Genomic DNA, 14,107 nt, shown 5'->3' on the forward strand with positions numbered 1-14,107 from the left:
ATTAACTGTATTTCATGAGATTATTCAGCACAAACCAAATTAAGAGACTGTTTTACTTCTTTGAAAGTCAATTCTAATTTTTCCACTAATTCATCACATTGAGCTTCTGTAATAATAAAAGGTGGTGAAATTAAAATATGATCGCCATCTACTCCTGTTCCCGTCCCAAATCTACCTCTAAGAATTAAGCCATTTTTTAAGCCGGTTTGCATAATTTTTTCGGTTATCCCCAGGGAACGGGAAAATGGTTGATGAGTCTCTCGGTTTTGGACAAATTCAATCCCTATTAATAACCCTTCTCCGCGAACATCTCCAATGAATGATTCCCGTGCAGCCAACTTTTGTAATTCATTTTTCAGATATTTACCGATGACTGCACATTTTTCAATCAGATTATGTTCAGCAAGATAGTTTTGTACAGCTAAGGCCGCAGCGCAACTAATGGGATGTCCCGCATAGGTGAACAATGATAGGGGTATATTTTTAGTGGCATGATCAAATATTTCTCGAACCCTTTTGTGAATAATCACGGCTCCAATGGGCGCGTATCCACTACTTAAGGCTTTTGTGGCTGTGATCATATCCGGGATGACATTCCAGTGGTCAATTCCAAAATTCTTACCAGTGCGACCGAAGCCTGTGATAATTTCTTCGGAAATGAAGAGAATATCGTAAAAATCACAAATTTCTCGAATTTTTTCATAATAACCCGGTGGGGGAACGATCGCACTACCGGCACCACCAATAATCGGTTCGGCAATAAAAGCGGCTATGGTATCGGGGCCTTCTTGTTCTATTGTCCTGGCTAGTTCATTAGCGCAAGCCAGTTGACAACTGGGATAGGTGAGTCCATAGGGACATTGATAACAATGGGGGGCTTGAATATGGGGAAAATTTAATAAATCAAAGGGTGGTAAACTGTTGCGAACAAACCTACTGCCGGACATGGCTAGAGTCGCAATTGTATGTCCGTGATAACTATGCCAACGGGAGATAATTTTGTATTTGCTGGGTTTTCCTCGGAGTTGATGGTAATAGAGTGCCACTTGAAAAGCCATTTCATTGGCTGTTGAGCCACTGGCAACGAAACCAACTCTATCCATTCCCTCTGGAGCCATTGCTGTGACGACATCTGCCAAACGTTCCTGGGGTTCGGAGGTAAATTGAGCTTTATGGATGAAACACAGTTGACGAGATTGTTCGGCGATCGCATCGGCTACTTCTGTGACACCATGGCCAATGGAAATAACATGAGTTCCCCCGATGGCATCTAGATAGGATTTACCTTCGGAATCATAAACATAAATCCCTTTGCCATGAGTTGGCATCAAACAGGTTTTATGCCAGCGAGGTGTATTAAAAACGTGAGATTGTTTTTCGTTCATTTTATATTTTTTAGATGAAAAAACTAGTGGGGAATTTTTCGGCAATCATCATTACAGGTTGATTTTGTGAAAACACTCGATAAGTCCGTGAAAAGAGGTTTTCATCTTTGTTAATTTTAAAATCCTCAGCTAAATTACCAGCAAGTTCTTGAGATAAATCAACAATTTCTTTAAAGGTTTCCACGCGATATTCTAACCAGAGTTTACCAATGGGTTTTGCTGAGTTGATTAACTGGTCTTTAAATCTTGGATCTAGTCGGTCGGGAACCACAATAGATTCAGCATAAATCCAGTTTTTTTGGCTAATTCTTCCTTGGAGAAATATTCTCCTTTTAATAACTTTGCTGCCCACTTCCAGATTTAAAAGAGGGATACTTTCAGTAATGTTGACTATTTCTTCAGAAAGTTTAATAATTGCAATTTTTTCTAATAGATAAATTTCCAAAATGTCAGTTAAAGTTCCATCAGTGATCAAAATAATTCGCTGAAGTGTACTTAATTCAGCAAGTTCAATTGGGCTTCTGCTTAAACTATTTTTCAATAATTGAATTTTACATTTATCAAGTTCTTGTGCCTGTAGCATGAAGATAATTCCTTTGCAAATAATAAGGCAAAAAGGTTGCAGAAGTTAATTAAAAATTAACTTTGCAGATACCAAGTTTGTCAATGGTCTTAATAGTACGAATTCTACTTTTATGAAATATTTTGAGCAACCATTTCTCCTATTGCTATGGAAAAATTCACTTTTATTCCGGCTTCAAAGTTCGGTAATTTTTGCTTTGATGCTTTTTCTGAAGCAATTATGGAACATAAGTAGGTGGGCTGAGAAAAAACAAAATGTGTAAAGAAAAGTAAAATCGCCCAAAACTTCTTCACTCTTGCCTTGCCATAACGACAATTTTTAACGCCAACCTACTTAATGTTAAAATTTGCCCCTTTCTAGAATATTAATGAGGTTTTCTAAATCTGGCAGGACTGTAGCTAGTTCCCTGGCGTTTTTACGCCATTTTTCCGCCGACGGGGTGGATAAGGTTCGTTGAGCGATCGCTAAAGGTTGAGAAAGCATTTGCTCAATATGTTGATCTTGATGGAGTTGGGCAAATTCGGCGATGTCGTTGATGGTTTTTTGCGATCGCTCAATCAAGTCCTGATAATTAACCAAGCGCCAACAAGAGGAGGGCAGGGTTTTTAGGTCTTCTATCAGGTAAGAATTCGCTGTTTTCCACTGATAAGCGGCAATTTCAACCAATGAGGACTTTTGCAAAGATGACCATTCGGGAACGAGGAGAAAACTCCAATTGCGATAAGGCCAACCTGGTAGGGGTTGATAGGAAATAAACCGCTGCGATCGCCACCCTTCCATTAAACTACTGATATTTTCTTTAGGTTCTCGATAGAGATAGATAAAGAGAGCATCAGGAAATATGGCTTTTATGAAAGGAACTCTCAGGGCGTTCTTGGGTGTTTTTTCCAGAAACCGAATTTTATTTGGCCGTTCTGACTCAGGAAGATGGAGATATTTCACTCCTTCCCGATTTTGCAATTGTTGAACAAAGCGTTTTTTCAGATTTAAACCAATTTCTGAGGTAGCATCACTTTCTATCAAGCGATTAGAACTAAAATTTCGCGCTCTTGGGTGTAACGCCGGAATCCCTTCGATAATTTCATGACTTTCATCGCCAATTGTCCACAAATCAGGAAATTGAGCTAGGGTTTCAAATAATAAGCTACTCCCGGCTCTAGGCGCAGAAACGATAAAAATCGGCTTTGTAAACTCTGGAATTGGGAAATTTTGGTTTTTATCCTCCTCTAACTTGGCTTTCAGCTTGCTTCTGGCTATAGATAGCTGCTTACTCAAGGGTACGGAAACAGGTTTGGGTGTTGACAACATGGAAATAATGACGTTAACTGCCCCATTTCCTGTTCCTGATGGGGGTAGCCATTTTTTTGCCAAGGGGGCTATTTTTTCGCCAAAATCTGCGATCAAATCACCATAGGCTAGTTCCCCTCGGTAGTGGTTTCCAAAGTCTGTAAAAGCCTTTTGCCATTGATATTTAAAGTCTTCCAACCTCTCAATCAACTGCTCTATATCCATTTGAGGAATTAGGGAATCTTTGAGATCCCCCAAAATAGCGATCACTTGTTCCTCAATTTCCGAGGGAGTTAAAATTGGTAAATCATTGAGTTGGGACACAGGCAAATTCATGGGATTTTAGCTGATATTTTTCAAAGATGCTGCTAAGGTTTCCCCTACATAGTCTCCATACAGAATACCTTTGGAGGTTAATTCAATTTCTGTGTTCGATACTTTGATAAAACCCCCGCTTTCCAGTTGGTTTAAAGTTGCACCGCAGAGAAATTGTAATTTAAATCCGTGTCTTTGCTGAAATCTCACTAAATCAAAGCGTAATAGCTTCATACCTAGTAAAACTTCCCGCACTATCCGATCTAAGCTAGTGAACTGATAACCACGCGCTAAAGGCAGTTCTCCTGTTGTCATCAGGCTGGTATATTTTTCCATGTCGCTGGTATTTTGCAGCAAAGAATCGCCTAAGTATCCAAATGCAGAGACTCCAAAGCCATAGAAGTCCATGCCCTGCCAACTGTTAAAAATGTATTCGCTACGAGCGCTTGCTTTGTTGGTATAAGTAAAATGACTCCAAGGTTGATAATCTGCCCTTTCCAGGCGTTCCATTGCCAACTCCATAAAGTGCATTTCTAGCTCTTCTGATGGCAATTCTATGATGTCTTCCCGGACACCTTGCTGAAATACTTCTGTATTAGCAAAGGCTTCCATCTTGTAAACTGTAATACTTTCTACCCCTGTTTTCAGAGCGCATTCTAGGCTTTCTTTCCAGGTTTCTGTGGTTTCTCCAGCTAATCCACTCAATAAATCAATATTGATTGCCCATTGTCCATTACCGGCTTTTTGAGCCACATCTATCGCCCGATAAGCCTGTTTTTCGTCGTGTCCCCGGCCACTTAATTTAATGATTTCATTATTAAAAGACTGGATTCCTAAACTCAGACGATTTACCCCTATTTCTCTGAGAACATTCATTTTTGATGGGGAAACACTCAGAGGTTCTGCTTCCACTGAAAACTGGATTCTTTGATCAAAAAGATGAAAATTTTCTCGTAAAGCTGAGACAATTTGGACTAAGTGATTTTCTTCCAGAACTGTGGGCGTTCCTCCACCAAAATAAACGGCTTTAATGGGTCTTTTACTTAAATTAAATTTCTCTGCAACCATTTTAATTTCTTGGCAGAGCGCATCTACATATCCAGGGATTTCCGGTCTTTCTTTCAGATCCACAGTTTTGTAATAACAGAAAGCACATCGTTGGGTACAAAAAGGAATATGAATATAAAGACAAAGAGGATCTTCTTGGAGTTTTTCATTCACTACGCCTCTTTTCCACTGCCGAAACGGGGGATAATTAGGATTTAGTGGCAGACGCTTAGGGGTTTGGATTTCCGAACGTTCAACTGTTAAAGTCATGATTTTTAATAACCTAGTGTGTATTGAGAAATGCTGATTAAAATTGGGTGTAGAAAACCACGACTACAAAGGTATTTCTGCGAACTCTCTATCATGTTTAGTGGTTAACTTTTCACATTTGCTGACATTTTCTGAGCAATAAAATCAGCTAAAACATTGAGGTTACTAAAGGATTCTAGATTTAACTCAGAGTCGGAAAACTCAATATTAAAATGCTTTTCGGTTAAGGCAATTAATTCCACAATGGCGATGGAATCTAATCCTAATCCGTCTTCAAATAGGGAAACTGTTTCATCAATTTCTTCTTCTTTAAGGTTGACATCCAACTCTTGGGCGATAACAGTTTTCAGTTGATTAACGATGGTTGTAGTCATTTCAAGACCTCTTTGGTAAAACACTAATTAATTTTTGTCTATCAATCTTACCATTGGGTAACATTGGTAAGGTTTTGATAATAAGTATTTGATCGGGAATAGCCCGCTTCAATAAGATATTAAAACATGATGCTTTAATATCAGTTTCATCAAGATTGGCACTCTTTGACAAGATACAGAAAGCAACTAAACCTTTCCCCCTTTGACTTTCCCCGTAGGATTCTACCACAACGGTTTCAATTCCCGTAATCTTTTCCATATTCTTTTCAATATCAGAAAATAATACTAAAAATCCATCACGGTTAACGCTGCGATCGCATCTTCCCCAAACTTCTAGATGACCTTCTGCACGGAGTTTTCCCAGGTCTTTCATGGCTATATAACCATCTGGCTCTGTTTGTTCGGGTATAATTGGCTGACCTGCTGTATCAACATAACCATCAAAACCATAAGGATGATGACAGTAAATCTCTCCAACCCCTTGTTCTTGAGCGTCTACAGACTGGGGTTTTATTCGTATTTTTACCCCAGACATAGGTAAACCCACAGTTTGACAACGCACATCTTTTTCGTCTTTGGGACTACCAGCAGCGATCGCTCCCATTTCTGTACTACCGTATAATTTAACTAAACAGCCAAAATTCTGTTCATACTTCGTAAAGGTATCCTCTTTAATCCCATCTCCCGCAATTACCGTCAGTTTATAATCTCTAGCTGATTTTCGTCCTTTAATTAAGGTTTTGCAAAAGCTAGGAGTCATAAAAGCGACATTAGGATTAAAGTCTTTTTCTCTTTGCAAATATCTGAGTAGGTTTGCACCTTTTTGCAGATCAATAGCAGCACCAACGGCTACACTGGGAAGAAAAGCAGCCCCCAAACCATACATATGATAAAGAGGGACAGGAATAGCAACTCGATCATTAGGGCTTAATGTCAGTCTTTCCACACAATTAAGAGCATTTTTTAGCACTTGCTCATGGGAGTGAACAACCATTTTGGGATTTCCCGTACTCCCAGATGTCCGCATATACAGCTTTTTCCCCCCATCATCAATCGGTTGATATTCCTCGTTTTCGGTGATTTTTAACCAACTATCAAATTTTGTGAGGTCATCTATTTTTCCTAGATTTTCCCTAGTTGGGATCATTTGATAGTGACAAAATGAAGGAATAACAGCAGGTTGATCTGCTTGAGGTAGCAAGAGAAAACTATAGCCTTTTTCCAGCAAATACAACAAAGTTAAGGCACTAGGCAGGGAATTTTCACATTCTAGAGCTAAACAGTCTGTAATACTAATCTTGTTTTTTTCCAAGAATATTGATAAATCCTCGAAAATGTCTATAACATCCTGCCAAGAACAGGTTAATTGTCCATCAGTTAGGGTGCTTTCTGGCTGTAAACTCACAGCAGGGATATTTTGAGTGAAAAACATGATTAATCAATTTCGGTGCTTAAATTTCAGGAGTTTAACACCTGAGATAACAAAATTTTCGGGCGATCGCTGCTAAAAAAATTTAAAAAATACAATTCTTTAGATATTTTGACAAAATCACGTCCGTAGTATAACCTAAGCAAGCAAACATACCAGGTACTCTTATGGAAAAAAAACGGGGTTTTATACTGTGGCTGACAGGACTCAGCGGTGCAGGTAAAAGTACACTTTCTCACGGCATAGAGAGTGTACTCAAGGAACGCGGAATTTCAGTAGAAGTTCTAGATGGAGATATAGTCAGAACAAATCTTTCCCAAGGTCTGAGCTTTAGCAAAGAAGACCGCGATACTAATGTTTATCGTGTTGGCTTTGTTGCAAATCTACTGAGCCGAAATCAAGTAGGAGTAATTGTTTCTTTAATTAGTCCCTATCGAGATGTGAGAAATAAACTGCGTAAAATAACTACAAACTTTATAGAAGTATACGTGAATGCCTCTTTAGAGGTTTGTGAAGCAAGAGATGTGAAGGGTCTGTATTTAAAAGCTAGAAGTGGAGAGATCAAAGGCTTTACTGGCATTGATGATCCTTATGAAGAACCAATGAATCCTGATATTGTTTGTTATACGTCAGTCGAAACCATCGAGGAAAGTATAGCTAAGGTAATTGGTTTTCTCACAGAACAAAATTACCTTACAGATGCGTAAGCTGTCACGGATTTAAATTGTTGCTTGAGACAAGGGAACAGGCTTCGCTGTGAGCGTTAGTGGTCAGTGAGCCTCTCAAACTGCCGAACGGGAACAGATAAGAGTTTGATGGTTTAATTTTCTCACTTCACTAAATCAAATTTAGCTGCGTATTAGCTTAATTCATAATTGCAGTAGTTCAGAGTGGAGTTGAGTATAGTTGGTTGAGGCGATCGCGGTGATCGCTCACTTGGGATAAACTCTCACCTAATTCTTCTAATCGGCGCAGCAGTAGATAATTTACAGTTTCGGTTTGACAATCAATTAATAATTGTTGTAATTGGGTGCGTTTTCCTAAATCTTCATAAATTTTATCTACTTCCCAACCCCAATCATCTGGGCTGGGAACAGTATCTAGGAGTGGATCAGTATAAATATAAACAATAATTTTCATGGGGAGAAATAAGGGAGAATTGGATCTTTTCCTCAATTATTAATTGCAAAAACTCGACTAATCTCCTAATTATGCAATACTGATGACATTTTCTGAGGTGTTTTATAAACTGTGAGTCTGCAAACTGATATTGAAACAACAAACTTTTTGTTGAAAAATACAAAAGCAAAAGATAGCAATTTATCAGTAATTATATCCACTCTCTAATTTGTCATCAATTGACATGATAATATGAATTCTCTTCCAGTTGACATAGTTGAACCACTGGATATTCAAACTTCCAATCTTGACTCTTCACTAATTAAACAGTTTCCTAAGCAATTTACTAAAAACGATATTCGTACCAGTTTACAAGCTTCTACGGCAGATGCTATTTTTGCATCTATTTTTTCTTTGAGTACGGGGGGAATTTTAGTCAGTAATTTGTTAGTCGAGTTGGATGCTACTCCAGTGATATTTGGAATGCTATCCTCAATTCCCATGCTGGTAAATTTTGTTCAACCTGTGGGTGCTTACATTTCCGAACAGACTACCAGTAGATTCAAGTATTCTCTCTTAACCTTTGGAACTTCTCGTTTATTATGGCTAATTCTGGTAATTGGTATTTTCGCTAATAATTCCAGTGTCCTAAATTCCCAACAATTGGTAATATTAACACTGTTAATTGTTCTTTTTAGTCATCTTTTAGGAGGATTAGGAAGTGCATCTTGGCTAAGTTGGTTAGCAATTATTATTCCCCGCAGGTTACGAGGGAGATATTTTGGGATTCGGAATAGTGCTTGTCATCTGACGAATTTAATATGTATTCCTTTAGCGGGATTAGTAATATCACATTGGTATGGTGGAACTATCCAAGGTTATGGATTAGTTCTATCTTTAGGGACTATTTGCGGAATTATTAGTTTGTTTTGCCAGTATTTCCAAGTAGATGTCAATCCACAATTACAAAATCAGTATAGTTTAAATGGTTGTGAAAGTCCTCCTGAAGATATTTGCCAAGAAAAAACTAATTGGACTAGTATTATTGGGAAGAACTCTAAATTCTTACTATTTCTACTTTATTTCAGTATTTGGATGTTGGCTGTGCATTTGAGCGCACCTTTTTTCAACTTCTATTTATTAGATACTTTAGATTTAGATGTTACTTTAGTAACTATTTATAGCAGTCTTCAGACTGGGGCAAATCTGTTAGTGTTGATTTTATGGGGGAAATTAGCTGATAGAATTGGTAATCGTCCCATTCTCATCTGTGTTGGCTTTTTAGTCGCAATTACACCATTATTATGGTTAGGAATTGGTAATCATCAACTTGATTTTTGGCTATGGTTGCCGCTTTTACATATTTTTACTGGCATCACTTGGGCAGGTGTTGATTTATGTAGCACTAATATGTATCTGGGAATTGCTCCTGCGAAGAATAAATCTATCTATTTTGCCATTGTTGCGGCTGTAGGGGGGGTAAGTGGAGCTTTAGGAACAACAATCGGTGGTTTTATTGCCCAAAGTCCTAATTTTGGCGGTTTATTAGGCTTATTTGCCCTTTCTAGCCTGTGCCGACTATTAGGGCTACTTCCCCTGATTTTCGTCCAAGAACCGGGAAAGTAGGAGTTCTGAAGAATGAAGAATGAAGAATGAAGAATGAAATTTCTCTCCTACTCCTCCTACTCCCCTTACTTCCCCCACTCCCCCTACTCCCCCCACTCCCCCACTCCCCCACTCCCCTACCCCCCTACTCCCCTACTCCCCCTACTCCCCCTACTCCCCCTACTCCCCCTACTCCCCTACTCAACAGTAGCGGAACTCAATTTCATTGTTTCCCACAAAACCATATTTGGTGCTGTTGTGGGGAGTGGTTGATGGAGGGCAATTAGTTGTGCCAAGGTATTTTTTAATTGTGTCCGGGGGACGATATCATCAACAAACCCGTGTTTAAGTAAGTCTTCGGCGGTTTGGAAATCTTCTGGTAGTTTTTCTCTGAGGGTTTGTTCAATTACCCGTCTACCAGCAAAACCAATTGTTGCTTTAGGTTCGGCGATGATGAGATCACCTAACATGGCGAAACTGGCGGTAACACCTCCGGTAGTGGGGTTGGTTAAAATGGGAATATATAATAGTTTGGAGTCTCGGTGACGTTGGAGGGCGGCGGATATTTTTGCCATTTGCATTAAAGACAGCATTCCTTCCTGCATTCTCGCACCGCCTGATGTGCAAATGATGACTACAGGATAACGGCGTTGGGTGGCTTGTTCAATCATGCGGGTGAGTTTTTCACCGACGACAGAACCCATGCTTCCACCCATGAACCGGAAGTCCATGACTCCTAATGCTATGGGTAAGGTGTTAATTTGACCTAATCCAGTTTTGACAGCATCTACAAGTCCTAGTTTTTCTTGTGTTTCTCGTAAGCGATCGCTATAGAGTTTGCGATCGCGGAATTGTAAGGGATCAGTAGGATATAAATGCTCATCTAATGGTTTCCAAGTATTAGCATCAATTAATTGGCGAATCCGTTCATCACTATCAACTCGATTATGATGACCACAATCAACGCAAACCATTTGATTAGCTCTTAAATCTTTTGTATAGCTCAGAACACCACACTTAGGGCATTTATGCCATAAACCATCGGCAATTTCCCGTTCTTGGCGTTCTGAATTGGTGCTTCCCGATTTACGCCGATTTGCGAACCAATCAAATAGAGACTTTAAACCGCGTGATTCTTCGTTGTTTGCCATTTTTATTTTATGTAATTAGGTATTAGGTCAAAATCAGAACTATGATTTGGCTGATTAAATGTCTTAACTATGATTTGTGTGACTGTTTTGATTTGGATGATTAGTTAATCATAAAAATCATAAAAATCATAGTTTAGACATATTACCAACATCTCAAATCTCAATGGGGTAATAGCAGCTACAGTCAGTATGGATACAGGCTTGGGTTGATAAAACCATAAGCATGAAAAAAAGATTTAAAAAATGATCTTAATATCCAGGCAAAAATAATCTCAGATAGTTGGACAAAATAGTTTCACCACAAAAAACAGTGATTACCGCACCTAACGCGAGGAAGGGTCCAAAAGGCATTTTTTGTCCCATTTGGTGACGGGAGAGGATAATTGCGCCCCCACCGATGAATACTCCCAAAATGCAGGAAATAAACCCCGCTATGAGTAAATAACGCCATCCTAACCATGCTCCCATCATAGCAGCTAATTTAGCGTCACCTGCACCCATGACCGTTTTGCCAAAAGCCATAGAACCTAAAAGGGCGATCGCATCAAACAACCATAAACCCAGAACGGCACCGGCTATTCCGGTTATTAAGCGTTTTGATAAGCCCACCGCAGTCGGTTCTGATAGCCAACCAACAGATATTTGAAAGACTATTCCTAAAATTAAACCCGATTTAGTCAACGGGTTGGGTAGGGTCATTGTATCTAAATCTATAAGAGATAGAGCCAATAACCAACTACAAAAAGCCCAATATCCCAGGGTAAAAATTGAAAATTGAAAAACCCAAAATACTATTAAAAATATTATCCCTGTTAACGCCTCTATTAATGGATAACGGCGAGAAATCTGAGTTTGGCAATAACGACACCGCCCTTTTAACCACAACCAACCAAAAACTGGGATATTATCATAGGCTTTTAACCTATTTAAGCACTTGGGACAGCGAGAAGGTGGCCACAGCACTGATAACCCAGTCGGTAGCCGATAAACTACAACATTAATAAAACTACCGAGAGATGTCCCCAAGACAAAAACAATGATACTTGCTGGAATATAAATCAAAATGTCCATATTGTTATTTGTCAGTTGCCAGTTGACTAATACATATAGGACTCAATTTGATTTAACGGGACAAAGCATTCCTGTGGTAACAGCACTGGGTAATGAGTAAAAATCACCTTACCCCGATGAGTTACCCGACTAATTGCTACCCCTGTAGCTTTTCCTACTATTTCTGGATGGACTTCACAGTAGGTATAGTAAATGTGACTAGCGGCTCTAATTACAGTAGGATCAATCAAAGACGGGTGCTTTTTTGGTGAGGTAAAGTTTGCTTGTTCTTGTTGTAAAGCGTACACTATTTGCTTTTATGTAAGTTATAGATTTGCTCTTAGTTTATCTGAAAATTTTCACAATAGATGCTGAAATTTCCAGATTTATCCTTTAACGTGATTTTAATTCGAGAATTTCCATGAGTGCTTCACCCATAGCTTGACAACCGACTAGTTTCATTCCTGGGGACATAATATCTCCTGTGCGATAACCTTGTTGTAAAACTTGTAACACACTATTTTCAATTAAGTCTGCTGCTTCTGGTTGGTTGAAAGCATAACGCAACATCATGGCGGCACTTAAAACCTGTGCTAGAGGGTTGGCTTTATCAAGTCCGGCAATATCTGGGGCTGAACCGTGAACTGGTTCATAGACACCAGGACCATCAGCACCCAAACTGGCAGAAGGTAACATTCCTATACTACCAGTTAACATCGCCGCCGCATCGGAGAGAATGTCACCAAATAGGTTGCCTGTGACAATTGTATCAAATTGTTTGGGGGCGCGAACTAATTGCATGGCAGCGTTATCCACATATAAATGAGATAATTCCACATCAGTATACTCTAAGGAAAGTTGAGTGATGCGATCGCGCCACAATTGAGATACTTCTAACACATTGGCTTTATCTACAGAACAGAGTTTACCACCCCGCTTCCGCGCTGTTTCAAAGGCTACGCACCCAATCCGTTCAATTTCCGATTCTGTGTAAACCATCGTATTTACACCGCGTTTTTCTCCGGTTTCGGTAGTAAAAATACCTTTGGGTTTACCAAAATAAATTCCGCCTGTGAGTTCCCGCACCACCATAATATCTACACCTTCCACAACTTCCCGTTTCAAGGTAGAAGCGTCAATTAATTGGGGAAGAATTTTTGCAGGACGTAAATTAGCAAATAGTTCTAACCCAGCCCGCAACCCTAACAAACCTGCTTCTGGGCGTAAATTCGAGGGTAGAGAATCCCATTTATAACCACCAATAGCAGCCAGGAGGACGGAATCACTATTGCGGCACATATCTAAGGTGACAGCAGGTAGAGGTTCGCCGGTTGCGTCAATAGCAGCGCCACCAATTAAGGCTGTAGAAAATTCAAAGCTAAGATCAAATCGGTTCCCTACGACTTTTAGCACGTCCACCGCTACGGACATAATTTCAGGACCAATGCCATCGCCAGGAAGTAAGGTAATGCGGTAGTTTTGAGTCATAGTCAGGTTTTGCTGGGTAAATGTTTGTAGATAAAATATCATACCTAGCAATTGTGCCAAATGGCGTGTTTAATTTTTTGGGCAATTTTGTTGATGATTGGTAATTATAAAAATTATTACCCAGTTCCCATTCCCCAATCCCCAGTCCCCAGTCCCTAAATCCCATCAATTTCAATTAACTTTTGTCGAGATGTTGTCCCAGATTTAATTATGATCGAGGATTTAGAAACATCAAAATTTTTGGCTAATAGTTTAATTAACTCTTCATTAGCTTTACCATCTACAGGTGGTGATTTTAAATGTACAGTTAAACTACCATCTGCTGATTCTTCAATCTTTTGCTGTTTGGAGTTTGGTTTAACTTTGACTCTTTTTTGCATGATTTATTCTCCAGAGTTTTTCTAACCACAACTAACCCAAAATAGGATCTAAAAGATAATGAAGAAAATCCCACTGCACCATAATTATTTAACCATTCATGTCCTATTCCTGGATAATATTTAAAGAAAGAAACTATCACAACAACGATGAGTGTGGAAATGATAATTAATTTCGTTGGTTGACGGTTGTGGAGTATTTTTTATGAATAGGTAATTAGCTATTTATAGCCAAATTTACCCAATACCCAACATTCTATTCACTTGTGGTAATGCTAAAGGTTTCCGTTCGATATTTTGGAAACATTCAATTTTTTTAAGTTGTATACAAGCAGTTTTGAAATTACTGATTTTCAATAAAACAATATCTTGATAAACTGCATCTTGGGGACTTTTTATTTCTGTCACTAAATCCTGTAATTGATTTTGGCTAATAGCTAAATTCAGATATTTCAAAAATACTTCTCTTTTTTTAGAACGGACACTTACTAAATACCAATTATTAGTGGTTTGTTCTGATGAGTTTGAATCTATAGTTTCGATTGGTGGCATGATTGACAGTGTAATTTTCTTGAATTTATTGAAAGAGCGAATTTTCAACTGTGATTTTTTTGATTTGTTTGACTA

Annotated in this window: 15 protein-coding genes; 2 read left to right on the forward strand and 13 right to left on the reverse strand. The window is 38.9% G+C overall.

The genetic code is table 11. From position 1 onward, the window contains the following. Positions 1 to 20: 20 nt before the first annotated feature. From FJR37_RS05650 to FJR37_RS05675, 6 genes are all read right to left on the reverse strand, one after another. Positions 21 to 1,385 (reverse strand): aspartate aminotransferase family protein, encoded by a 1,365-nt coding sequence (locus FJR37_RS05650; RefSeq protein WP_168465527.1) that lies wholly within the window; start codon positions 1,383 to 1,385, stop codon positions 21 to 23. 10 nt (positions 1,386 to 1,395) lie between these two features. Continuing rightward, entirely contained in the window at positions 1,396 to 1,968 is a 573-nt protein-coding gene (locus FJR37_RS05655; RefSeq protein WP_168465528.1) for a chorismate pyruvate-lyase family protein, read from the reverse strand. 339 nt (positions 1,969 to 2,307) lie between these two features. After that, positions 2,308 to 3,591, reverse strand: a complete 1,284-nt coding sequence (locus FJR37_RS05660; protein ID WP_039202557.1) for a sulfotransferase — start codon at positions 3,589 to 3,591, stop codon at positions 2,308 to 2,310. A gap of 6 nt (positions 3,592 to 3,597) precedes the next feature. Further along, positions 3,598 to 4,887: a coproporphyrinogen-III oxidase family protein gene (locus FJR37_RS05665; RefSeq protein WP_168465529.1), complete on the reverse strand. Its 1,290-nt coding sequence runs from the start codon at positions 4,885 to 4,887 to the stop codon at positions 3,598 to 3,600. Positions 4,888 to 4,991: 104 nt separating this feature from the next. After that, positions 4,992 to 5,261 carry an acyl carrier protein gene (locus tag FJR37_RS05670; RefSeq protein ID WP_168465530.1) on the reverse strand — a complete coding sequence of 90 codons (270 nt, stop codon included), beginning with the start codon at positions 5,259 to 5,261 and terminating at the stop codon, positions 4,992 to 4,994. 1 nt (position 5,262) lies between these two features. Continuing rightward, positions 5,263 to 6,693: a class I adenylate-forming enzyme family protein gene (locus tag FJR37_RS05675; RefSeq protein ID WP_168465531.1), complete on the reverse strand. Its 1,431-nt coding sequence runs from the start codon at positions 6,691 to 6,693 to the stop codon at positions 5,263 to 5,265. A 164-nt stretch (positions 6,694 to 6,857) separates the two neighbouring features. Between FJR37_RS05675 and cysC the strand changes: the two genes are divergently transcribed. Continuing rightward, positions 6,858 to 7,397, forward strand: coding sequence for an adenylyl-sulfate kinase (gene cysC / locus FJR37_RS05680; RefSeq protein ID WP_168465532.1), 540 nt, complete (start codon positions 6,858 to 6,860; stop codon positions 7,395 to 7,397). 178 nt (positions 7,398 to 7,575) lie between these two features. Here the strand turns inward: cysC and FJR37_RS05685 are convergent, their stop codons facing one another. Beyond that, positions 7,576 to 7,830, reverse strand: coding sequence for a hypothetical protein (locus FJR37_RS05685; protein WP_174763395.1), 255 nt, complete (start codon positions 7,828 to 7,830; stop codon positions 7,576 to 7,578). Between the two features lie 231 nt (positions 7,831 to 8,061). Here FJR37_RS05685 and FJR37_RS05690 point away from each other — a divergent pair, with 231 nt between their 5' ends. Beyond that, on the forward strand, positions 8,062 to 9,435 hold the full coding sequence (locus FJR37_RS05690; RefSeq protein WP_039202551.1) for an MFS transporter: 1,374 nt from the start codon (positions 8,062 to 8,064) through the stop codon (positions 9,433 to 9,435). Between the two features lie 176 nt (positions 9,436 to 9,611). Here the strand turns inward: FJR37_RS05690 and accD are convergent, their stop codons facing one another. The 6 genes from accD to FJR37_RS05720 form a co-directional block, all read right to left on the reverse strand. Continuing rightward, the gene (gene accD, locus FJR37_RS05695; protein ID WP_168465533.1) at positions 9,612 to 10,565 is read right to left on the reverse strand and encodes an acetyl-CoA carboxylase, carboxyltransferase subunit beta; all 954 of its coding nucleotides are present in this window, start codon (positions 10,563 to 10,565) and stop codon (positions 9,612 to 9,614) included. 249 nt (positions 10,566 to 10,814) lie between these two features. Then, positions 10,815 to 11,636, reverse strand: a complete 822-nt coding sequence (locus FJR37_RS05700) for an A24 family peptidase (RefSeq protein ID WP_039200932.1) — start codon at positions 11,634 to 11,636, stop codon at positions 10,815 to 10,817. Positions 11,637 to 11,662: 26 nt separating this feature from the next. Then, positions 11,663 to 11,923: a hypothetical protein gene (locus FJR37_RS05705; RefSeq protein WP_027402002.1), complete on the reverse strand. Its 261-nt coding sequence runs from the start codon at positions 11,921 to 11,923 to the stop codon at positions 11,663 to 11,665. An 85-nt stretch (positions 11,924 to 12,008) separates the two neighbouring features. Next, positions 12,009 to 13,103, reverse strand: coding sequence for a 3-isopropylmalate dehydrogenase (gene leuB, locus FJR37_RS05710; RefSeq protein ID WP_039200931.1), 1,095 nt, complete (start codon positions 13,101 to 13,103; stop codon positions 12,009 to 12,011). Between the two features lie 155 nt (positions 13,104 to 13,258). Further along, on the reverse strand, positions 13,259 to 13,483 hold the full coding sequence (locus FJR37_RS05715) for a DUF167 domain-containing protein (RefSeq protein WP_039200930.1): 225 nt from the start codon (positions 13,481 to 13,483) through the stop codon (positions 13,259 to 13,261). Between the two features lie 234 nt (positions 13,484 to 13,717). Beyond that, positions 13,718 to 14,032: a hypothetical protein gene (locus FJR37_RS05720; RefSeq protein WP_052149829.1), complete on the reverse strand. Its 315-nt coding sequence runs from the start codon at positions 14,030 to 14,032 to the stop codon at positions 13,718 to 13,720. Positions 14,033 to 14,107 lie beyond the last annotated feature (75 nt).

The sequence above is a fragment of the Aphanizomenon sp. UHCC 0183 genome (assembly GCF_009712065.1).
Lineage (GTDB): Bacteria > Cyanobacteriota > Cyanobacteriia > Cyanobacteriales > Nostocaceae > Dolichospermum > Dolichospermum heterosporum.